13 protein-coding genes and 4 pseudogenes are annotated in these 21,131 nt (G+C 70.3%); 9 read left to right on the top strand and 8 right to left on the bottom strand.

Features of this window, described 5'->3' with window-relative positions:
- The first annotated feature begins 63 nt into the window (after window positions 1-63).
- Window positions 64-696: an IS110 family transposase gene (locus ABZS66_RS35950; RefSeq protein ID WP_354765670.1), complete on the top strand. Its 633-nt coding sequence runs from the start codon at window positions 64-66 to the stop codon at window positions 694-696.
- Between the two features lie 21 nt (window positions 697-717).
- Here the strand turns inward: ABZS66_RS35950 and ABZS66_RS35945 are convergent.
- Window positions 718-840, bottom strand: a pseudogene (locus ABZS66_RS35945) (IS3 family transposase); the annotation flags it as partial.
- 2 nt (window positions 841-842) lie between these two features.
- On the opposite strand from ABZS66_RS35945, the gene ABZS66_RS35940 reads away from it, so the two are divergent.
- Entirely contained in the window at window positions 843-1,970 is a 1,128-nt protein-coding gene (locus ABZS66_RS35940) for a YcaO-like family protein (RefSeq protein ID WP_354765702.1), read from the top strand.
- 52 nt (window positions 1,971-2,022) lie between these two features.
- Here ABZS66_RS35940 and ABZS66_RS35935 read toward each other — a convergent pair whose 3' ends face one another.
- Window positions 2,023-2,400 carry a SagB family peptide dehydrogenase gene (locus tag ABZS66_RS35935; protein WP_354765668.1) on the bottom strand — a complete coding sequence of 126 codons (378 nt, stop codon included), beginning with the start codon at window positions 2,398-2,400 and terminating at the stop codon, window positions 2,023-2,025.
- 20 nt (window positions 2,401-2,420) lie between these two features.
- The gene (locus tag ABZS66_RS35930; protein WP_354765667.1) at window positions 2,421-2,768 is read right to left on the bottom strand and encodes a hypothetical protein; all 348 of its coding nucleotides are present in this window, start codon (window positions 2,766-2,768) and stop codon (window positions 2,421-2,423) included.
- Between the two features lie 1,037 nt (window positions 2,769-3,805).
- Here ABZS66_RS35930 and ABZS66_RS35925 point away from each other — a divergent pair.
- Genes ABZS66_RS35925 through ABZS66_RS35900 form a run of 6 tightly spaced genes read left to right on the top strand, consistent with a single transcriptional unit; the run spans window position 3,806 to window position 12,893 of the window.
- Window positions 3,806-5,245: an ABC transporter substrate-binding protein gene (locus ABZS66_RS35925; protein WP_354765665.1), complete on the top strand. Its 1,440-nt coding sequence runs from the start codon at window positions 3,806-3,808 to the stop codon at window positions 5,243-5,245.
- A gap of 2 nt (window positions 5,246-5,247) precedes the next feature.
- Window positions 5,248-6,201 carry an ABC transporter permease gene (locus ABZS66_RS35920; RefSeq protein ID WP_354765663.1) on the top strand — a complete coding sequence of 318 codons (954 nt, stop codon included), beginning with the start codon at window positions 5,248-5,250 and terminating at the stop codon, window positions 6,199-6,201.
- On the top strand, window positions 6,198-8,639 hold the full coding sequence (locus tag ABZS66_RS35915; protein WP_354765661.1) for an ATP-binding cassette domain-containing protein: 2,442 nt from the start codon (window positions 6,198-6,200) through the stop codon (window positions 8,637-8,639). Before ABZS66_RS35920 ends, ABZS66_RS35915 begins: the two co-directional genes overlap by 4 nt.
- Window positions 8,636-9,421, top strand: coding sequence for a class I SAM-dependent methyltransferase (locus tag ABZS66_RS35910; RefSeq protein WP_354765659.1), 786 nt, complete (start codon window positions 8,636-8,638; stop codon window positions 9,419-9,421). Before ABZS66_RS35915 ends, ABZS66_RS35910 begins: the two co-directional genes overlap by 4 nt.
- An 8-nt stretch (window positions 9,422-9,429) precedes the next feature.
- Window positions 9,430-11,169, top strand: a complete 1,740-nt coding sequence (locus ABZS66_RS35905; protein ID WP_354765657.1) for an ABC transporter ATP-binding protein — start codon at window positions 9,430-9,432, stop codon at window positions 11,167-11,169.
- Window positions 11,166-12,893: an ABC transporter ATP-binding protein gene (locus ABZS66_RS35900; protein ID WP_354765655.1), complete on the top strand. Its 1,728-nt coding sequence runs from the start codon at window positions 11,166-11,168 to the stop codon at window positions 12,891-12,893. The genes ABZS66_RS35905 and ABZS66_RS35900 overlap by 4 nt, the downstream gene beginning before the upstream one ends.
- Before the next feature lie 351 nt (window positions 12,894-13,244).
- Here ABZS66_RS35900 and ABZS66_RS35895 read toward each other — a convergent pair.
- From ABZS66_RS35895 to ABZS66_RS35885, 3 genes and pseudogenes are all read right to left on the bottom strand, one after another.
- Window positions 13,245-13,808, bottom strand: a pseudogene (locus tag ABZS66_RS35895) (Dyp-type peroxidase); the annotation flags it as partial.
- 50 nt (window positions 13,809-13,858) lie between these two features.
- Window positions 13,859-13,936, bottom strand: a pseudogene (locus ABZS66_RS35890) (IS6 family transposase); the annotation flags it as partial.
- Window positions 13,937-14,537: 601 nt separating this feature from the next.
- Entirely contained in the window at window positions 14,538-17,393 is a 2,856-nt protein-coding gene (locus ABZS66_RS35885; protein WP_354765653.1) for a BTAD domain-containing putative transcriptional regulator, read from the bottom strand.
- A 371-nt stretch (window positions 17,394-17,764) separates the two neighbouring features.
- Here ABZS66_RS35885 and ABZS66_RS35880 point away from each other — a divergent pair, with 371 nt between their 5' ends.
- Window positions 17,765-18,814, top strand: coding sequence for a hypothetical protein (locus tag ABZS66_RS35880; RefSeq protein WP_354765651.1), 1,050 nt, complete (start codon window positions 17,765-17,767; stop codon window positions 18,812-18,814).
- A gap of 22 nt (window positions 18,815-18,836) precedes the next feature.
- Here ABZS66_RS35880 and ABZS66_RS35875 read toward each other — a convergent pair.
- Together ABZS66_RS35875 and ABZS66_RS35870 are read right to left on the bottom strand one after the other, a co-directional pair.
- Window positions 18,837-19,697: pseudogene (locus tag ABZS66_RS35875) on the bottom strand (IS5 family transposase); the annotation flags it as partial.
- 520 nt (window positions 19,698-20,217) lie between these two features.
- Window positions 20,218-20,802 (bottom strand): alpha/beta hydrolase, encoded by a 585-nt coding sequence (locus tag ABZS66_RS35870; RefSeq protein ID WP_354765649.1) that lies wholly within the window; start codon window positions 20,800-20,802, stop codon window positions 20,218-20,220.
- Between the last annotated feature and the right edge of the window lie 329 nt (window positions 20,803-21,131).

Below are 21,131 nucleotides of genomic sequence, written 5' to 3'. Positions count from 1 at the left end.
TGCGGCAAGCACTGTCCATTAGGGCGTCGCGCCTCGCTGTGGTCGAGGCAGAGAGGAGCCGCGGTGGCGGTGGTGGCGTGCGGGATCGACTGGGCGCAGGATCATCATGACGTGGCGCTGGTCGACGAGGCCGGCGTGGTTGTGGCCTCGGCCAGGATTCATGACGACGCGGCGGGGCTGGGCCAGGTCCTGGCGCTGCGCGCCGAGCATGATCCTGCCGGCGGTAGGCTGCCGGTGGCGATCGAAACGAGCCAGGGGCTGCTGGTCGCGGGGCTGCGTGCCGCTGGCCGGCAGGTCTTCGCGATCAACCCGTTGGCGGTGTCACGGTATTGGGATCGCTACCGGTCCTTGCGGGGCAAGTCGGACGCGTCCGACGCGATGGTGCTGGGCAACATTCTGCCCACCGATGCCGCGGCGCACCGGCCCTTGCCGCAGGACAGCGGGATGTTGCAGTCGCTGCGGGTGCTGACCAGGGCGCAGCAGGACGCGGCCTGGGACCAGGTCACGCTCACCAACCTGATCCGGACGGTGCTGCGGATGTTCTTCCCAGCCGTGCTGGCTGCCGGCGACCGCCATGTCGCCGCGCTGCGTCGGCTGTTCCACCTCATGCTCGGCAAGCTGCATCACTGCCTGCAGCACAAAACCGTCTACGACACGGCCAGAGCCTTCGCCGAACCCGCAACGGTTGCGGCTTGACAGGCTGTGTTGGTGAGATGTCTCGATGTAGGCGAAGATCGCGTTCTCGGCTTCGTCGCGGGTTTTCCACGTTGTTCGGTAGACGAGTTCGATCTTCAGGGTGGACCAGAAGTTCTCCATCAGCGCGTTGTCGAACGAGTCGCCGACTGAGCCCATCGACGGCAGGATCCCGTTGCCGGACAAGCGTTGCGACTACTGCGGCAACCTCGTCCCCGACGGCCTACGCCGCGCCACCCTCCGCGAACTGCGCGCCGAGAGCCTCGCCGCACTCGACCCCCGATCAGTTCTCCTGTTCGCCGCCGACCAGTACCACCGCGAACGGTTCCCGTTCGCCCCGGTCACCGACGACCTGGAACTGGAGTGGGCCACCTGGCACTCGCCTGTCCACCGGACACCTGATCCTGGTACCGGCCCAGCTCGTCTGGATCTCCTACGCCCACGCCGCACCACTGCGCGGTGTCCCGTTCATCGGCCCGGCCCACGCCGCCGGGCTCGCCGCCGGCGACGGCATCGACCACGCCCACTGGTCAGCCCTGTGCCAACTCATCGAACGCGCCGCCGTCACCGTTGGCTGGCACGGCCGACGCCCACTGCGGCAGGTGCGACCACCCCACTGGCTTGTCCGCCTCGCGGCCGGCACCGACGGACGGCTGCGCACCCGGTTCGTCGAATTCCCCAACGAGTTCGGCCTCACCGTCATCGGCGCGGTCGTCGGCGATGACGACGACCGCTACCTGATCATGGGCGCCGCTGCACGCGCCGGAACGGTACCCGCCATGCTCAAGGCGCTCGCTGAGGCGTTCCAGCTGCGGGTGTTCGTCGCCGACCTCGACAACCCCGACGGACCCTACCTGCGCACCGCACACGAGCCCGGCAGCCCGTTCCTGCCATGGCGGGCCGACCGCCGCTACCTCGACGACCGCCGCGCCGACCTCGCCGACGTCGTCGAACACTGCACCCACCTGCAGCTCTACCTCGACCCACGGATGCGCCGACGGTTCGCCACCGAACTCGACGACGCCGTCACCGCAACGGTCGACTGGCGCGATCTCGACCAGGCACCCGACCAGGTCACCGACAACGACCTCACCGACCTGGTCGCCCGCCTCGACCGGCACAGGCACACGCCGGTGTCGGTCGACGTGGCCAGACGACGTGCGCCCCAGCGGCCTGCGCGTCGTCCACGTCCTCTACACCAACACCTCCGCCGGACTGCCGTTGCTCGGCGGCACCCGCCTGCCCGCCGCACTCACCCGCGCCGCCGCCCGCCGTGACCTGCCACTGCCACACTGACCGCGCCGCCGTCGGCCGACGATCAGCCAGCCATCAGCCCTGGCCGGGTGCGGGCAGCCGACCGAACGGGAACACCACAACAGGAAACGACGCCTCGTCCAGATCCAGCACCGCCGCCAGACCGGCGTCGTCGAACCCGGTCACCGCACACCCGCCGAGGCCGAGCGCCGTGGCGACCAGATACACGTTCTGGGTCGCGATCCCGGCGTCGACGTGCACCGTGCGGTAATGCCGGGCCGGATACTTCGCCACACCGACCGCGAGCCGCGCCACCAGCACCACCGCCATCGGCGCCACCTCAGCGAACTCCGGCTGCGCCAGCACCGACCGCAGCGCCGGACCCGGATCCCCCGACCGGAACCCCGACAGGTCATGACCCGCCGCGTCGTACCGGTACACACCAGCCGGCACCACCCCACCCGGCCGCACCATCAAATACGCCACCACCGACGGCAGACCCCGGCAGACGGTGCCATCGACATCCGCCGACCACCACCGGGCAGTGTCACCTCACGCTGCGGACCGAGCGCCCACCCCAACAGCGACGACATCTGCTCCGCCGACGGCTGCTCCACGCCGAACCGATACCAGGATCGGCGCGAAGCCAGAGCACCACCCAGAGCAGCGTCCAACCCGACCACCGGTGGTGGCAGCGACACCCGAGCCGCGGCCAGCGACAGGCCGTCCAGCACAGGCGGCTTCCTCGATGGGCCATTGAGGTCCCGATGCACGCGAAAAGCGGTCTCCAGCGCACGTTCCGACAGATCCGGATCCGGCACGCAAACCTCCCAATGAAGACCTGATGACAACCATAACGGCAGCTCACCCGGTCATCTACATGCTCACGGGCACGCTGTTCAGCTCGGCCAACCAGATCATCCTGGCCGCCTTCGCGAACACCCGTAGGCACGCCGGTCCCGCACGTCGACCGCCTCCAGCGGCTTCTGCTCGACGCCGAAGCCCGCCGCCTCGTCAACGCCGCCGGCTACGCCTACGGCCGGCACCACCGTCACCGACGGCGCCGACCCGCGCCAGCTCACCGAACTAGCCCGCGACCGGTTCCCCACCGACCAGCCCGGCATCGCCGCCGTCACCCACCGCGCCGGTGACGCCACCCCCTACGCCATCGCCGCCAACCAGGCCGCGATCACCCGCGGCGCCTCAGCCCGTGCCATCGCCACCGCCATCCCCGGCAGCCCCGGCACCGACACCCTCGCCCAGGGCACCCGACCAACACGGAACCGGCCATGGTCCTCGCCGCCATCGGCGCCGCACTCCAGGAGCAGTAGTCCGGGGTTCCGGCCATGCCGGTCCGGCGGGCACGGTGGTGGCGTATCCGGTGCCCGCTGTGCCAGTCGCAGCCGGTGCGGTCGTGTTGCCGTGTTCACCATTGCGGTGGCTGCGGTCGGGCGGCGCCGAGGCGCCGGGCCACACCGACGAACGGCACGCCGGTCACGGAGCGACCCTTCATGGCGGCGGGCCACCCCACCAGGTGGAGCGTGATCTGGCTCACCGCACGGTTGTCCACCGTGATCCGCGACGGCTAGCCTACCGCCTAGTTGCAACTATCTGGCAATAGCCAATCGTTATCAACAGCTTCTTCGGATCTTGTCGGCGGGCGCCATCGACCGCTACCGTGCAGCAACAGCATACGGTTTTCATTTTCAACAAGCTGGCGGAGGCTGCGATGGTCGTGGGTGGTCGGGATCGACGGCGCTGGCGGGCGGCGGTGGCATGCGCCGCGCTGGTCCTGTCGCTTGCGGCGTGCGGGAGCGGTGACGGCCGGGATGATGCAGCCGGCGACACGACCGTGCCGGTGGGCGGCACCCTGCGGGTGGCGCTGGGTCAGCCGGAGGCGGACCTCAACGGGCTGCAGTACAAGACACATTCGTTCAACGTGCTCGACCAGATCTACGAGCCGCTGGTGCGGTACGGGCCGAAGGGCGAGATCCTCCCCGGGCTGGCCGAGCGTTGGGAGGTGAGCCCGGACGGGCTGGCCTTGACGTTCCACCTGCGCGGCGGCGTGACGTTCTCCGACGGCGTGGCGTTCACCGCTCCGTTGGCCAGGACCGACATGGAGCGGTGGATCGGCGACACCCCGTTCCTCGGCATCTCGCGGCAGACCCGGTCGATCGAGGCGTCTGACGAGCGGACACTGATCCTGCGGCTGAAGGGCCCGTACTATCCGGCGCTGCAAGAGCTCACGCTGATGCGGCCGGTCCGGTTCCGCAGCCCGGGCTCGTTCGACGCCGCGGGCAACTTCGTCAAGCCGATCGGCACCGGGCCCTACAAGCTGGAGTCGTCGTCGCAGACCGAGATCGTGCTGGTGCGCAACGACACGTACTGGGGTGGCCGGCCCAACCTCGACCGGGTCGCCTTCGCCGTGATGCCGGACTCGCAGGCGCGGCTGGCGGCGTTGAAGGCGGGCGAGGTCGACGTCATCGGCGGCGACTACCTGGCCCCGCTGGCGCCGGAGGAGACACTCGACCTGCATGGGCAGTCGGGGATCAAGCTGCTGACCGAGCCGTCGTCGACGAACCTGCTGCTGGCGTTCAACACCACGACCGGCAACCCGGCACTGGCCGACCCTCGGGTGCGGGAGGCGATCAACCGGTCACTGGACCGCGGCGCGTACGCGAAGACGCTCTTCCACGACCTGGCGAAGCCGGCGACGCAGGTGTTTCCGCCGTCCATCCCGTACGCGCCGCAGCAGTCCCGCGATATCGCGCTGGACCAGCAGAAAGCGAAGGACCTGCTGAGCCAGGCCGGGCAGCCGAAGCTCATGCTGCGGCTGATCCTGGATCCGCAGATGCTGCCGCAGGCACGCACGCTCAGCGAGGCCATCCAGGCGGACCTCGGCAAGGTCGGCATCCAGGTGACGATCGACCAGTTCGACTCGGCCGCCTACTTGGACACCGCCGCCAAGCGTGGCTACGACCTGCTCTTCTACCTCACCTACGGCCCGCCGTACGACCCGTTCGCGATGCTCAACGCCAACTTCCGCAGCACCGAGCCGACGTTCCTCTACACCGCGCCCGATCTGGACCGGCTCATCGATACCGCGCTCGCCGGTACGACCGACGAGGCGCGCGCGACCGCCTACCAGAAGGTGTGGAGCCGGCTGAACGACGACTGGGCGGTGGCCCCGGTCGTCGAGCTGCCCCGGGTCTGGGCGGTCGGCCCGGCCGTCCGGGGCTTCACACTCGGCGTCACCGAGTACGACCTGCCGCTGACCAGAGTCGGCGTGGCCCGGTAGCGATGTGGGGGCGGTGGGGCGGTCCGGCGGCGGTGGCCGGCCGGGTCGCCGAGATGGCGGCGCTGGTCCTGGTGCTGTCGCTGGTCAGCTTCGCCCTGCTCAGCCTGGCCCGTGGCGACGCGGCGACGTCGGTCGTGCGGCAGCAGGGCGGTCCGGTCACGCAGGAACGGATCGCCGCCGAGCGGCACCGCCTTGGCCTCGACCTGCCCCCGCACGAGCGGTACGTCGACATGCTCGGCCGTGCGGTGACCGGCGACCTCGGTGTGTCGGTCCGCACCGGGCGCCCGGTCGCCGGCGAGGTCGCCGAGCGGCTGGCGCCGACAGTGACACTCGCGGTCGCCGGCAGCCTTGTCGCGCTGCTGGTGGGCCTGATCGTCGGGCTGGCGGAGAACGCGTCCACCGGCCGGTTGCTGCCGTCGGTGTCCCGTGGGCTGTCCCTGGTGCTGGTGTCGGTGCCGGCGTTCGCGCTGGCGTTCGCGCTGGTTGCCCAGTTCTCGGTGCGGCTGGGCTGGTTTCCCACCCAGGGCATGGCCGGCGGCCTGCGGGCGCTGATCCTGCCGGCGTTGGTGCTCGGCCTGCCGGCCGGGGCCGCGCTCGGCCGGGTGCTGTCCAGTCGACTGCGCGAGGAGATGGCCGAGCCGTACCTCGTGATGGCCCGGGCTCAGGGCTTCTCGCGGGTCGCGTGCCTGCTGCGCTGGGCGTTGCCGAACGCCGCCGTCACCAGCCTGGTCGTGGCCGGCAACGTTCTCGCCGCGCTGGGCACGAGCACGCTCGTGGTCGAGGAGGTGTTCGGCTGGCCCGGCCTCGGCTCGTACCTGATCGACGCGCTGAGCTTCCGGGACTGGCAGCCGTTGCAGGCCAGCGTCCTGCTGCTGTGCGTGGTGGTGATCGTCGCCCGCGGCGCGAGCCTGGCCCTGGCCGCGCTGGTCGATCCTCGCGCCCGGAGCACGGCATGAGGCCCCGGCACCTCCTCACGACCGCCACGGTCGCGGGGTTCGTGCTGGCGGGGTTCGTGCTGGCGGGTGTCGCCGGGCCGCTGCTGACCGGTGGCCGGGAACGGCAGACCGACCTGGGCCGGGCACTGCTCCCGCCGGGCCTCGGTGCCTGGCTCGGCACTGACCACCTGGGCCGGGACGAGCTGGCCCGAGTGGTGGCGGGTGCGCGCGGTTCGGTGATCGCGGTGGGTGTCGTCCTGCTGATGTGCCTGCTGCTCGGCGGCGGCATCGGCGTGGTCGCCGGCTGGTACGGCGGCCTGCTCGACCGGGTCGTCCTGCGGCTCGTCGACATCGTGACCAGCGTGCCCACGCTGCTGCTCGGACTGGTCCTCGCCGGTCTGCTGGGCGGCGGCTCGTGGCAGGTCGCCCTCGCGCTGGGGCTGACGCTGTGGCCGCCGTACGCCCGCGTGGTCCGCACCGAGACACGCCTGCGCCGGGATGAGCCGAGCAACCAGGCACTGCGGCTGCTCGGCGCCCGGCCCGCCCGGATCCTGCTGGGCCACATCGTTCCGTCGTTGGGCGGCCCGGTCGTCGTGCTGCTGGGCATCACCGCCGCCGAGGTGATCGTCGCGGTGGCGACCCTGAGCTTCCTCGGGCTCGGGGCTCAGCCGCCGATCCCGGAGTGGGGCTCGATGCTGGTCGAGTCACGCCGCTACCTCTCCGCGGCACCATGGCTGTTCCTCGCGCCGGCCGCCGCCGTCATCGCCGTCGCCGTGGCCTGCAACCTGCTCGCCGACCGGCTCGGCGGATGGTTCACGCACGGCGCCGCCAGTCCCCGGCACAGGGGCCACACTGCCGCTGCGGCGGTACCGGCCTCGGCGCCGGACGACGGCGGGCTGCGCATCACCGGCCTGTCGGTCGAGGTCAGCGGCGCCCGGATCGTCGATGGCGCCACGCTCACCGCGCTGGCCGGCAGCACCCTGGCGATCGTCGGCCCGAGCGGCAGCGGCAAGACGCTGACCGTGCTCGGCGCGCTGGGGCTGCTGCCGGCGCACCTGACCGCACGGGTGTCCGGCTCGGCGGTCATCGCCGGCCGCGAGCTGGTCGGTCTGGGCGAGGCCGGCCTGCGCGCGGTCCGCGGCCGGGCCGTCGCCTATGTGCCGCAGGACGTCGGCAGCACCCTCAACCCGCTGCGGCGGGTCGGCGCCCAGTTGGCCGCCGCGATCGCCCTGCACCACGGGGCGCGTGGCGCCGCCGCGGCCGCCCGCGCGGCGGAGCTGCTGGAGCTGGTCGGCATCGACGAACCGGCCCGGGTCGCTCGGCAGCGCCCCGGCGAGCTCTCCGGCGGGATGCGGCAACGGGTACTGATCGCGCTTGCCCTCGCCGGCGGGCCCCAGGTGCTGATCGCCGACGAGCCGACGAGCGCGTTGGACGCGACCGCGGCGGTCGGCATCGTCGAGCTGCTCGGCCGGATCCAGCGCCGACTGGGCACGACGCTGGTGATCATCACCCACGAGCTCGGGATGGCGGTGCGGCTGGCCGACACGATCGCGGTCTTCGACGCCGGCCAGGTGGTGGAAGCTGGCCCGGCCGCCACGGTGCTGAGCCGGCCGGAGCATCCGGTCACGCGACGCCTGGTCGCCGCCGCCGACCTGCCTGAAGCGGCCGCCGCGTCGGTACCGTCCGGGCCGGTGCTGCTGGCGGCGCACGAGCTGCGCGTGACCTATCCGGGCCGCGGCCGCCGCCCGCCGGTCACCGCCCTAGCCGGGATCGACCTGACGGTACGGCGCGGGGAGGTCGTCGCGGTCATCGGCAACTCCGGCTGCGGCAAGTCCACCCTGGCCCGCGCCCTCGCCGGCCTGGAACCGCGGCTGCGCGGCACCGTCACGCTCGACGGCCAGCCGGTGCGACCACAGCGGGTACACCTCGTCTTCCAGGACCCGGCCGCCGCGCTGGACCGGCGCCAGACCATCGGCGACGCGCTCGACGAGGCGCTGCATCTTCACCGGGTACCGCGGGCCGACGCGCCAGCGCGACGCACAGCACTGCTCGGCCGGGTCGGCCTCACCGGCACGCACGGCGGGCGGCGGCCGTGGCAGCTCTCCGGCGGCGAGCGCCAGCGGGCCGTCCTCGCTCGTGCCCTGGCCAGCGACCCCGACCTGCTCATCCTGGACGAGCCGGTCAGCGCGCTCGACTCGGTCCACCGCGCCGAGTTCGTCAACCTGCTGCGCGAGCTGCGCGGCCCGGGCATGGTGCTCATCTCCCACGACCTCGGCGTGGTCGAACGGGTCGCCGACCGGGTCCTCATCATGCACGCCGGCCGGATCGTCGACGAGCTGCGCCCCGGCGCGCCTCCCGGCCCGGACCGTCATCCGGTCACCCGCGACCTGCTCGCCGCCCGTGACTTCTTCCGCTACCAGCCCGCAACCGCTCACCCTGTCGAAGGAGCACCCAGATGACCACTGTGGACACCGAACCGCGCTGGCACGACCTGATGTCCACCTGGGACGCCCAGCAGACCGGATACCTGCCACGACGGGAGGAGCGCTTCACGGCGATCGTCCGGACACTCGGCGCCGTACTCGGCGGCCGGTTCACCGTGGTGGACCTCGGCTGCGGCCCCGGCTCGCTCTCGCGGCGTATCCTCGACACCTACCCGGAGGCGACCGCTGTCGCCGTCGACGCCGACCCGCTGCTGCTGCGGCTCGGCCGCAACGCCCTGATCGGGTACGGCGAACGCCTGCGCTGGGTCGACGCCGACCTGCGCGATCCGTCGTGGACCGAGCGGCTGGGCGTCGAGCGGGTGGACGCCGCCGTCTCCACCACCGCACTACACTGGCTCGACCCCGGCGCGCTCTTCACCCTGTACCAGCGGGTGGGCCGGCTGGTCCGGCCGGGCGGCGTGCTGCTCAACGGCGACAACATGCCGTACGACCCGGGCCAGGCCATCCACGAGCGGCTCGCCAATGAGGCCAACGAGCGGGCTGCGCACGAGGCGTTCACGGTGGCCGGGGTGCCGGACTGGGACCGGTGGTGGACGCAGGCCGCCGACGCGCTCGCCGACGAGGCACGGGAGCGCCAGGAGCGCCGCGCGCGGGCCGACGAGCGGTACGGGCTTCGCGACGGCGACCGGCTCACCTCACTGTCCACCCACGTGACCGCCCTCACCGAGGCCGGCTTCCGGGAGATCGCCACGATCTGGCAGGACCTGGACGACCGGGTCCTCCTCGCCGTCCGATGAGCCGTCCGATGAGCACCAACGCCCGCCTGCTGCGCTGGTCGCTGCGGGCCCGGCGGCGGATGGCCGAGCTCGTCGCGCTCAGCGTCGCGATCACCGCCACGTACGCCGCGCAGGGCCTGCTGCTCGCGGTCGTCGTCGATGACGTCATCAACGGCGCCGGCCTCGGCGGCTCGGTGCCCGCACTGGTCGGTCTCGTCGCGGTGCAGGCCGCCCGGGCCGCGGCGCAGTGGCGGCGGGAGGTGGCCGCGGCAGGCGCGGCCGCGGCGGTCAAGGAGGCCGTCCGCGCCGACCTGTACGCCCAACTGCTCCGGCTCGGCCCGGCCGACGTGCGCCGCCGCCGTACCGGCGCCGTACAGTCCACCCTGGCCGACGGCGTCGAGGCGCTCGACGCGTACGTGGGACGGTTCCTGCCGCAGGCGATCGCCTCCGTCATCGGCGCGGCCACGGTCGCCGGCTTCCTGCTCGCCCTCGACCCCGTCGTCGGCACGGTCGTGCTGGCCTGCGCGCTGGTCGTCCCGCTCGTACCGCAGCTGTCGCAGAAGGTTCTGGCCAGCCGGATGGACCCGTGGATGGCCGCCTACCGCGCGCTGTACGCGGAGAACCTCGACGCGATCCAGGGCATGGCCACGCTCAAGGTGTTCGGCGCCGCCGAGCGCCGTGGCTGGGAGCTGACCGAGCGGGCCAAGGACTTCTGCCGCGTCTCCATCCGGCTCTGCGCGATCACCGTCCTCTACGTCGGCGTGGTCGGGCTCGCGGTCGGGTTCGGCACCGCGTTCGCCGCCGGCCTCGGCGCGATACGCCACGCCGAAGGCGCCCTGCCCGCACTGTCGCTGCTGATGATCCTCCTGCTCACCCGGGAATGCTTCCGGCCGCTGCGCGACCTGCAGAACGCCTTCCACGCCGGCTACCCCGCCCTGTCCGCCGCCACCGGCATCTTCGAGATCCTCGACGCCGACCCGCCGGTCAAGGAACCCACCCACCCGCGCACGCCGTCCGGCCGTCCGGCCGCACTCGACTTCGAGGCGGTCACGTTCACCTACCCCGGCCGCACGGCACCCGCCATCCGCGACCTGACACTGCGAATCGGCGCGGGCGAGCACGTCGCCGTCGTCGGCCGCTCAGGTGCCGGGAAGACCACACTGATCGGGCTGCTGCTGCGCTGGTTCGACCCGCAGGACGGCGCCGTGCACCTCGGCGGCGTGCCGGTCACCGACTGGCCGCTGGACGACCTGCGACACCGCGTCGCCGTCGTGTCGCAGGACACCTACCTGTTCCACCGCTCGGTACGCGACAACCTCACGCTCGCCCGCCCCGGCATCGACGACGCGGCACTGCGCGAGGCCCTCGAGGCCGCGAACGCCACCACGTTCGTCGACGCCCTGCCCGACGGCCTGGACACGGTGGTGGGCGAACGCGGCATGAAACTCTCCGGCGGCGAGCGCCAGCGGCTGTCCATCGCCCGCGCGCTGTTGGCTGACGCGCCCGTGCTCATCCTGGACGAGGCGACCTCCAGTGTGGACAGTGCCAACGAACACTCCATCGCGCAGGCACTGCACCGCGCGGCCCAGGGACGCACCACCTTGACCATCGCACATCGGCTGTCCACCGTGCGCGCCGCCGACCGGATCGTCGTCCTGGACCGCGGCTCGATCACCGAGACCGGCAGCCACGCCGAGCTACTGGCCCGCTCCGGCGCGTTCGCCCGCCTGGTCGCCGCCGGCGGCCCACCCAAGGAGGCATCGGCATGACCCGCCTGCTCCCACTGCTGCGGCTGCTCCGCGGACATCGCCGCATCATCGCGGTCGCGATCCTCTCCGGCATCGCCAACCACGTGTTCACGATCGCCAGCGCGGTGCTCGGCGCGATCCTCGTGGGCCGGGCGCTGACCGGCACCCCTCCCGCCGACCTGCGCGGCGGGTTCCTGCTGCTGCTCGCCCTCGTCATCCCGCTCGTCGTCGCACCCTGGGCGGAGACCCAGCTCGCCCACGTCGTCGCGTTCCGTGTGCTGGTCGACGTCCGCGGTCGCGTGTACGACTCGTTCGCCCGGATGTCGCCCGGCGACCTGCTGTCCCGCCGCTCCGGCGAGCTCGGCTCCACAGCGATCAGCGACGTCGAGCTGCTGGAGACCTTCTTCGCGCACACGCTCAGCCCGCTGGTGTCCGCTGCCGTCGTGCCGACCGGCGCGCTGGTCGCGCTCGCGTTCCTCGACCCGTGGCTCGCTTTGGCGCTGCTGCCGGTGCTGCTCGCGCTCGCCAGTGTCCCGATCTGGCTGCGCCGCCGCGCCGAGGCGGACGGTACCGCCGTACGCGCCGCCGCCGGCGAGCTGAACGCCGAAGCTGTCGACGCGCTGGAGGGGCTGCGCGAGGTGCTCACCTTCGGCGCCGGCCGAGCCCAGGCCCGACGCCTGCGCGACCGCGCCCGCGCACTGGACGACGCCCGTACGACGCACAGCCGTCGCGCCGGCATCGAGCTGGCCGCCACCGACGCGATCGTCACGCTCGGCGTCCTCGCCGCCCTGGTCACCGCCGGTTCGCTGGTCGCCGCCAGAAGCCTTCCGGCCGACCTGCTGCCCGCTGCGGTGGTACTGGCCGCCTTCTCGCTCTCCCCGGTCACCGCGGTCGTCGACGTGGCCCGCGAGGTCGGCATCGTCGCCGCCGCGGCCGTCCGCGTGCTCGACCTGCTCGCCGTACCACGCGCCGTCCCCGACCCGGACCAGCCCACCGACATCCGCGACATCCAGCCACGCGTCCGGTACAGCACGGTCACCTTCCGATACGGACCGGACCTGCCACCCGCGATCCGCGGCATCGACTTCACCATCGAGCCCGGCGAGACCGTGGCGCTCGTCGGCCACTCCGGCGCCGGCAAATCCACGTCGGCACACCTGCTGCTGCGCCTCTGGGACGTCAGCGAGGGTGTGATCACCATCGGCGGCCACGACATCCGTACGGTCGCCGATACCGACCTGCGTCGGCTCATCGCCTACGTACCGCAGGACGTGCACCTGTTCAACATCTCCATCGCCGACAACCTGCGACTCGGCCGGCCCGGCGCCACCCCGGCGGAGGTCGAGGCCGCCGCCCGTACCGCACAGGCACACGAGTTCATCACCGACCTGCCAGACGGCTACGACACCGTCGCCGGCGAACTGGGCAACCTGCTCTCCGGTGGCCAGCGCCAGCGCCTCGCGATCGCCCGCGCACTGCTGGCCGACACACCCATCCTCGTCCTCGACGAGGCAGTGTCCAACCTGGACACCGAGAGCGAGCAACGCCTCGCCGCCGCGATCACCGCCACCAAAACCGGCCGCACCACACTCGTCATCGCCCACCGCCTCACCACGATCCGCACCGCCGACCGGGTGGTGATGCTCGAACACGGACAGATCGTCGAGGAGGGACAACCCAACGAACTCCTCACCCGCGACGGACGCTTCGCCCACCTGGTACGCACCCAGCTCACAACCACATGAGTCGCTCGCACTGCTGACACGCGCCAGCGCACAGCTCGCAGGACTGGTCGCCCACCGCGGCGACCGCCCCGACGGCGAACGCTCCGGCACCTTCGAGGCGTCCGTCGCCCAGCTGTCCGCAGTACGATCACCACGGCGACGCCGTCCAGAGCACCACCCTGTGGTCGTCTTCGGCGCCCGCGGCACGCTCATCACCGGTGGTCGGCTCGTCGGCGAGAAGCACCTGCGCGCCAGCGGCGGCCGCGCCTAGTGCTCGGGCCAGGAAGACCCGCTGCAGCTGCTCGCCGGACAGGTGTGCAGCGGCCGGCTCCGCAGCCTACCGACGCCGAGCGGTAGCAGGCTGCGCTGCCGTCACCCGAGCAGGCCCTGACCGATCCAGCCACCCGGTTCGCAGCCGAGCGGAACGGCGAAGACCGCGGAGCCGATCGGGGTGATCCACTCGTTCATCAGGTCGGCTTCGGCGAGCTTGCGTTGGATGGGGATGAGCTGTTCGCCGATGTCGCGCTGGTACGCGGCGAACACCAGTCCGCTGTCGGCGGTGCCGTCCGGGCCGGGTGGCTCGTCGTAGTTGTACGGCCGACGGAAGATCCGCAGCCGGTCCTCGCTCACCTGGGACCGGGCGACATGCGAAAACTCGGAGATGACCGGGAACCCGAGCGCGTTCTTCACGTTGAAGTCAGGCTTGTCCAGCTCTCGCTGGCTGGTGAGCGGCGCGCCGTCGGATAGCCGACGGCCGGCGGCGAACTCCTTGCCGACGGTGTCCGCGGCATCCCACTGCTCCGGCTCCGCCCGGTGCCGACGCGGCACCACCGTCGTCCCGCCGTGCAACCACGCGGGTCCGGCGTCGGTCCACACCGCACCCGCGAACACCGGGCTGCCCGGTGCCGGGTTGCCGGTACCGTCGAGCTGGCCGAGGACGTTGCGTGGGGGTCACCCCTTCGTCCTGCACGCCGCGACTGCGGCGGACGTTCGAGGAGGAGTTCTTCGACGTCGCGGTAGGAGAGGCCGTACCGCAGATTCCACCGGACCGCCACCATGATCATCTCTGGCGGGAACCGGAACCCGACGAATGCGGGCTGCGATGGCGAGGGCGGCCGTCGGCTTGGAAGCTTCGCCGCTCAAGCCTGCCTCGATCTTGCCGATCGGCGAACGCAACAGAGTCCTGGTCAGTCACCATGCTGTCATTCCACACGCGGCACCCAGGGAAAGGGCAGTCCGTCGTCGCGCGTCACCGCGACAACAAACCACAAATCTGGTCGGAATCAGACCTCTGCAATGCGTTGATCAAGGCTGTGGCCTGTGGCTACAGACTGTTGGGCTAGTTGAGTCGGCCTGGAGTGCGGTGTCAGTGTTGCCGCTGGTCCGTTTCTCCAGGCCGCTCGCCGAACCCGCCGTGCGCGTCTCCACGCAACGGGCTCTCCACGGCTTCTGTCGTTAGGCGTTGTCGGTTGCAGGCCAGGGGCTGGGGATCGTGTGCCGCACCAGCGGTAGCGGGTCACGGGGATGGCCGCTATCGCCGGTCCTCGATCCCGTCCGCGGTGATGGGTAGCCAACTCCGCCCGCCTTCTAGGCGATGAACACATCGTCCCAGACTGGTCAAATCGGGCGATCAGGACGACGGACTAAGCCGAAAAATCGGGGACTTTAGATCTTCGAATGCCCTCCGAGGTCGAGATCCAAAGTACGGAGTTTCACGCGGACGTCTTCGGCGTTGGGATGGTCGAGTTCCTTGAGGATGTTCAGGGCTTCCTGCCACGCCTGGCGTGCGCCATCGGGGTTGCTTGTGGCGTGGTGGGCGTCGCCGAGGTGGGTGAGCGCTTCGGCTGCGCTCAAACGGTGGCCAAGCTCGTGGGCAAGTTTGATGGAGTGCCGGTAGCAGTCGGCAGCCTGCTGGTAGTCACCGAGTTGCTGATGCACGTAGCCGACGCTGTCCCAAGCGGTGGATTCACCGACCCGGTTGCCGATCTCTTGTTGCAGAGCGAGAGCCTGCAGGGAGTGGGTAAGGGCTTCTTGGTATTCGCTGAGCTGGGAGTGGTGCCAGCCGATGTTGTTGAGTGCGTTGGCTTGCCCGCTTTGGTGGCGGGCGGCTTGATACAGGGTGAGGCAGAGCTGGTCATGATGGAGTGCTTCCCGGTGGCGGCCGAGGGCGTCATTGAGCCAGCTGAACAGGAGATGGGTGTGGGCCTGACCGACCTCGTCGTTGAGTTCGGCGTAGAGGTCGAGGGCTTGCTGTAGGTGGTTGTGGGCGGCGTCATAGCGGCCTATTTGGATGGTGGCGCGGGCGAGGGCGCGGTGGCTGTGTGCCTGCCAGTCCCGGTGTGAAAGTCGTTGGGCGGCTCTGAGGGCGACAGTCTGCGTGGTGGACCAGCCTTGCCAGTTCTGACGTCGGTCGAAGAATGTGTCAAGCGCCCAGGCCAGTTGCCAGGTGTGCTGGTCGAGACCGGACCGGTCTGTCACCTCGACGAGGCCAAGCAAGACGGGGTGTTCGGTGGTATGCCAGGCCAGTGCATGCCCGTAGTCGGCGAGGGTCTCAGCACAGATCTGGGGTTGGGGTGGGGCTAGAGAAATCGGGTCTCGATGTGGGTCCAGCAATTTGGCCGCCGCGTGGGCGGTGTGGAGATAGTAGTCCAACATCCGGTGCAGCGCGGCCTGCTGTCCGATGTCGTGGCCATCGGTGTTGACCAGGTCAGTCGCGTAGGCGTGAAGCAGGTCGTGAAAGGTGTACCGGCCTGGGCTGCGTTCGGTGAGGAGGTTTGTGCGGGTCAGCTCGGCTAGTAGCAAGTTTGTCTGGCGCAGGGGGATGCCTGCCAGGCTTGCTGCGGCGGGTCCGGAGATGTCCGGGCCGGGGTGCAGGCCGAGGAGTCGGAACAGGCGCGCGGCGCCGGCACTGAGAGCGCGGTAGGACCAGGAGAACACTGCCCGGATGTCGGTGCTGGCGTCACCGCCGTCGAACGCGTCCAGGGCATCGCCGTCGTGGGCGGTGCGTAGCTGGTCGGCGAGGGTCGTGAGGGAAAAGTTGGGTTGGGTCGTGGCGCGGGCGGCGGCGATGGCCAGTGCGAGGGGCAGCCGCGCGCACCTGGCGATGATGTCGTCTATCGCGTCCGGTTCTGCGGCAACGCGGTCGTCGCCGAGGCGGTGGGCCAGTAGTTGGCGCGCCTCGGCTGCGGTGAGTAGGTCCAGGTTCAGCGGGTAGGCGCCCTCGGCGGCTATGAGGCTGGTGAGGCTGTTGCGACTGGTGATGACGACTGCACAGTCGGCCGAGCCGGGTAGCAGTGGGCGGACCTGTTCGGCGTCGCGGGCGTTGTCCAGCAAGATCAGCATGCGCTTGTTGGCGACGATGCTGCGATATAGCCCGGCCTGGGCGTCGAGTTCGGTGGGTATCGCGGCGGGTTGCGCGCCAAGGGCCTGAAGGAAGTTCCGTACTGCGACCGTCGGCGGTACGGGTTGGTCCGACGGGTCGAACCCGCGGAGGTTGACGTACAGCTGGCCGTCGGGGAACTGGTTGAGGTGGTCGTGGGCCCAACGCAGAGCCAGCCAGGTTTTCCCGATTCCGCCAGCGCCTCCAATTGCTGAGATCACCACGGTGCCAGGCCGATGGGCTCCCGCGTCGAGGGTTTGGGTGAGTTGGGCCAACTCGTGGGTCCGCCCGGCGAACAGGGGTGGCCTGGCTGGCAGTTGGTGCGGCACGGGCATCTGTGCAGTTCCCGGCGCGGCGCGAACAATAGCTCGGCCGGAGGAGGCTAGCGCTGGGTCGTCGCGCAGGATCCTCTGGTACAGGTCCTGCAGCGGCTGGCTGGGGTCGGCGCCCAACTCATCGGCGAGCAGCAGCCGGAGGTGCTGGTAGTACTGCAGCGCGTCGGCCTGACGGCCCTTGCGGTACAGGGCCAGCATGAGCAGAGCGACGAACTGCTCGCGGAGTGGGTGCGCGGCGACGAGCGCGGTCAGTTCGGTGATATTGTCCGCGTCGTGTCCTGCCGCCAGGATGGCGTCGAACTGTTCCTCCAAACTCGCCAGTCGCAGTTCCGTTAGTCGGGCGGCCGCGGCAGCGATGCTGGCAGTACGTGGTGCGTCGGCGAACGGGTCCCCGCGCCACTGCTGGTGGGCCTGGCCGAACAGTTCGATGCAGCGCTGCGGCTGACCGGCCTGTCTGGCCTTGCGGGCGTCGGCGACCAAGCGCTCAAACCGGTGCAGATCCAGCTCGCCGTCATTGACGCGAATCCGGTAGCCGGGCTTGTGGGTGACCAGGCGATCGGCCCCGATCGACCCGGACGGGCCCTGTCGCAGCGCCCGGCGCAGCCGGGAGAGATAGCCGCGCACCAACGCCCGAGCATCCACTGGAGGCCGGTCGGGCCACAACTCGTCAATGAACTGCTCCACATTGACCAGACTGCCGGGCCGGACCAGCAGGAGCGCGCATACAGCACGCGTACGTGGCTGGCCGAGCGCCAACATCTGGTCCTGATCGTAGATCTCCAATGGGCCCAGGACCCGGAACTCCACGGTGCCTCCCCCCGGACAGCCGACCATTGGACGCCATCCTGCGAGGTAACTCCTGTGGTCGCTCCTCTTCGGTCGGAAATTGGATAGGAACACGTCCATGTTTCGTCCACGTTCCGACCACGGTCCGCTGTCAAGGTGACACCGGCCGGGACAAACGTGCTCGGCGTACGAGCCCATCGACGGAGGTGCGCCATGCCCGCGCCAAGACCAGTCACTACCGACGCCGAGGACACGTTATCCATTAACAAGTGTCAACGTAACGAATCCGGGCTGTCGTACTAGGCGGCATAACGCTCGACCGGGTTGGCACTACTCCGCGGCGAATACCCCTCACGAAAGGATTTCACGTGCGCAAAACCCGAGCATGGCTAGTGACCCTGGTGTTGGCCTTGGCTACCGTGGGAGCGGGTGCTGCCACGCCCGCTGCGGCGGCACCCAAGCCGGCGAGCAAAAAAGACAAGGGCGCTCTCCTCGGGGAGCTCACCTTCGACAGCAACCGCATCAAGGCCAAAATCAAGGATTCGCGCGAGAAGGACCTCAAGGCCCATACCCGTAGCCTGTCCCAGGCCGACGCAGACGATCGTCAGGAAAAGCGCAGCAAGTTTGTTCGTGACACCGCAGCCGCAACAGGGAAAACCTACGCGCCCGCAGATGTTGACCTGCTCGAACTCGGCCCGGACCTCCGGATGTACGCTCCCCGCGATGTTGAGATCAAGAAGATCAGCCTCAAGGTCTACGAGGATGGCTACGAGGCGTACGTTGAGGACTCCCCGTACGTCCCCGCCAACGAGCAGGCACTGCTCGCGGAGGGAAGCGCTGCTGTAGCCACACAGCCGTACCCCCTGAGGACCGCCGCGGGGAATTACCGGATCGAGGTCGCCGGCAAGGCTCTCATGAACGCCACCTGGGAGCGATGGGTGATTAAGTACGACGGCAACAGCAGCTACAACTACTATGCGACCAAGCGGCGCGGCTATATCGACCCGCTTGACACGTGGACATCCGAGATCCAGGAAATGTACATGTCCAGCTACCCAGGAGCGGGCTATTCGGGCGTCTTTCTGTGGAACGATGAAAACGTTCCCGGTGCCAGCTACACCAACTGCAACCCAAGCTACAACATCGGAGCGTCGGCCGGGCCCGTCGCAGTGTTCAGTATCTCCATCCCGGGCGACTGCGTCTACGTCAACGTTTCACATCCCGACCCGGGTCGCTACGCCATGACGTACGAGGCGGCTGGCTTCGACTCTGGATCTGCTGAATACGGGCAGTCCGTCGTTGTCCCCCAGGGCGCGGAGGTCCGCTGGGGGTACACCCAGCAGTTGCAGTCGTACACGCCTGGCGCCGGCGTAACGATCTGCAAGATCACTGGGCAACCCGCTGACGGCCAAGGTGGAAGCAAGGTCTGCCCCTGGAACTAAGAGCGACCGGCAATAGGGGACATTTGAGGCGGCGGGTGGTGGGCCGGGTGTCCCAGCGGTAGCGGGTTCGGGCTCCGCGGATCAGTGCACGGACGGTGACGAACGCGGCGGTGAGGTAGGGGAAGAAGTCCACGATCTTGCCGTCGCGGTCGGTGCAGCGGCGGAGCTTGCCGTAGCTGTTCATCCAGGCGTGGTGCGTTCGCACACCCAGCGTTCGCTGGCCTGGATTGGTGTGAGGATGCCCTTGCGGGCGATCTCACCGTGCAGGCCGAGCCCGTCGAGCAGGGCGCGGGTCACACCTGAGTCGTAGCCTGAGTCGAGGTGCACGGTCACGTCCTCGGGCCAGGACGCACCGACCTGGATGGTGGCCGCGGTCAGAGTTGGGCACAGCAGTGGTGAGTCGTGGCGGTTGGCGCCCGCGGAGACGATGCCGAGGGCAACACCGGCGCCGTCGGTGGCGGTGGACCGTTTCAGGCCATCTTTGCGTCTGTCCGCTGGGGACGGTCCGGCCTTGTCGCCTCCGCATGGGGCTTTCGTGATAGAGCCGTCCACTGAGACGTCCGCCAGTTGCCGCCCGAGGGTGCGGTCGTAGGCCGCGAGGACCACAGCGTGGACGGCTTCGGTGACACCGGCGGCGGCCCAGTCCTTGAGCCGGCGGCGGATCGTGGAATCCGAGCAGGCGGCGGTGGCCACGGGTTCGTAGCCCGACCCGTGCACCAGCGCGGCAACGAGGTGTTCGAAGACCACCCGGTCGGGAATCCGGCGCCGGTGACAGCCGAGCGGATGGTCTTCGAACACCTCGGTCGAACTCGCCGCGCTGCGGCAGTTGCGCGGTGAACTCGACCCAGACGGGTTCCAACAGCGATGATGGGATCGCGGGCACGGGCAACCTTGTCGATCACGGAACGTAGAGAACTCACATGATCGTTGATGTCCGTGCCCGCTTGCTCCCCGAACCGATCTACTGACCAGTTCACGCCCTATTACCGGCCGCCCTAAGCCGCAACGCGACCGGCGCTCCACATGGCCACACCGCTCACGGGACAACTATGGTCGGGCCGGTACGCCAGGACCCGCATGCCGGAACCCACTCCGCCGTCACCGCTGCACCCCCCGGCCTCGAGATCTACCGTTTCACCGGGCCCGGCGGCGACAAGCCTCGTAGCGGCCGCGGGCCCGGCGTCGGTCAGGCGGGCCCGGCGGCGGTGGTGAGCAGGTCGTCGAGGATGCGGCCGGCGGCGCTGACCAGCGAGATGTGGCCCTCGGCAGGGTCGAGGTGGGCGCGGGCGCCGGGCACGTGTGCGGCGAGCCAGGCGCCAGGCGCCGTGCGCCGGTGGGACCATGCGGTCCTCGCCGCCCTGCCACACGGAGACCGGCACGGTGATCGCGGACAGGTCGAAGCCCTATGGGCGCACGAACGCGAGGTCGTCGTCGCGCCAGCCCGTGGTACCGCTGGAAAGGGCCGCCCGGAAGCCCGCCGCGAGGGACTCGGCGAACGACCCGGTGAGGGCGGCGGCGTCCACCGGCGAGGCCAGGCCGCCCAGCGCCTCCGCCACCTGCTCGGCGGTCACCGCGGCCAGCTCGGCCGCCGCGCCGGACAGGTAGGCCTCGAGCGCCTCGGGGCCGGCGACGGCCGCGCCGAACTCCTCGACGTTCTCCGGGCCCATCCCGGCCGGCCAGTCCAGGCCGTCGGCGTCGAAGGGTGCCACGTCGGCGAGGGTCGCGGCGGCGGCGCACCTGTCGGGGAGCAGGGCCGCGCAGGCGAGGGCGTGCGGGCCGCCGCCGGACCAGCCGAGCGTGACGAAACGGTCGGCGCCGAGGTGGTCGAGGACCGCGGTCACGTCGCCGGCCACGTCGGCGACGCTGCGGCCGGGGGGCGAACCGGCGTAGCCGGGTCGGCCGCAGATCACGGTGCGCAGGCCGCGCTGTGCCGCAACGCCGGTGAGCGTCGGCACGTCGACGGGGCCGGCGGGCGTTCCGGCGGGCAAGGGCCCGGCGGCGGTGGACGCCGACCCGCCGTCGGTGCCATGGTCGAGCGTGCTGTGCGCCCGGCACCGCAGTGGTCGCTGGCGATGCCCGGGCGGGCGTGACTGGCACCAGCGGACACAGCGAGTTTGGGCCGCCTGGCTCGGCTGGTTGCTGACACCAAGCGCTCGGCTTCGGTAGGTTCTGAGCGATGCGCTGCTGTCGCTCAGGTGCAGATGGGCACGTCCGGCAGCCTGTTGTCCGGGTACTCGAAGAAGATGTTCGGCATGTACCCGTCGAGGTCGGGCAGGTAGGTCCACCAATCGTTGCGGGTGTTGCCACGGACGACCTC

Origin of the sequence: Dactylosporangium sp. NPDC005572 (genome assembly GCF_040605515.1) — a bacterium.
In the GTDB taxonomy this organism is placed as follows: Bacteria; Actinomycetota; Actinomycetes; order Mycobacteriales; family Micromonosporaceae; genus Dactylosporangium.
The sequence above is the reverse complement of the archived record's forward strand: the minus strand, read 5'-3'. Positions and strand labels throughout refer to the sequence as shown.

What these genes read in the sequence shown, in the direction of transcription:
- ABZS66_RS35920 (WP_354765663.1), top strand. Translation starts at nt 5,248, where the DNA reads ATGTGGGGGCGGTGGGGCGGTCCGGCGGCGGTGGCCGGCCGGGTCGCC.
- ABZS66_RS35915 (WP_354765661.1), top strand. Translation starts at nt 6,198, where the DNA reads ATGAGGCCCCGGCACCTCCTCACGACCGCCACGGTCGCGGGGTTCGTG.
- ABZS66_RS35910 (WP_354765659.1), top strand. Translation starts at nt 8,636, where the DNA reads ATGACCACTGTGGACACCGAACCGCGCTGGCACGACCTGATGTCCACC.
- ABZS66_RS35905 (WP_354765657.1), top strand. Translation starts at nt 9,430, where the DNA reads ATGAGCACCAACGCCCGCCTGCTGCGCTGGTCGCTGCGGGCCCGGCGG.
- ABZS66_RS35900 (WP_354765655.1), top strand. Translation starts at nt 11,166, where the DNA reads ATGACCCGCCTGCTCCCACTGCTGCGGCTGCTCCGCGGACATCGCCGC.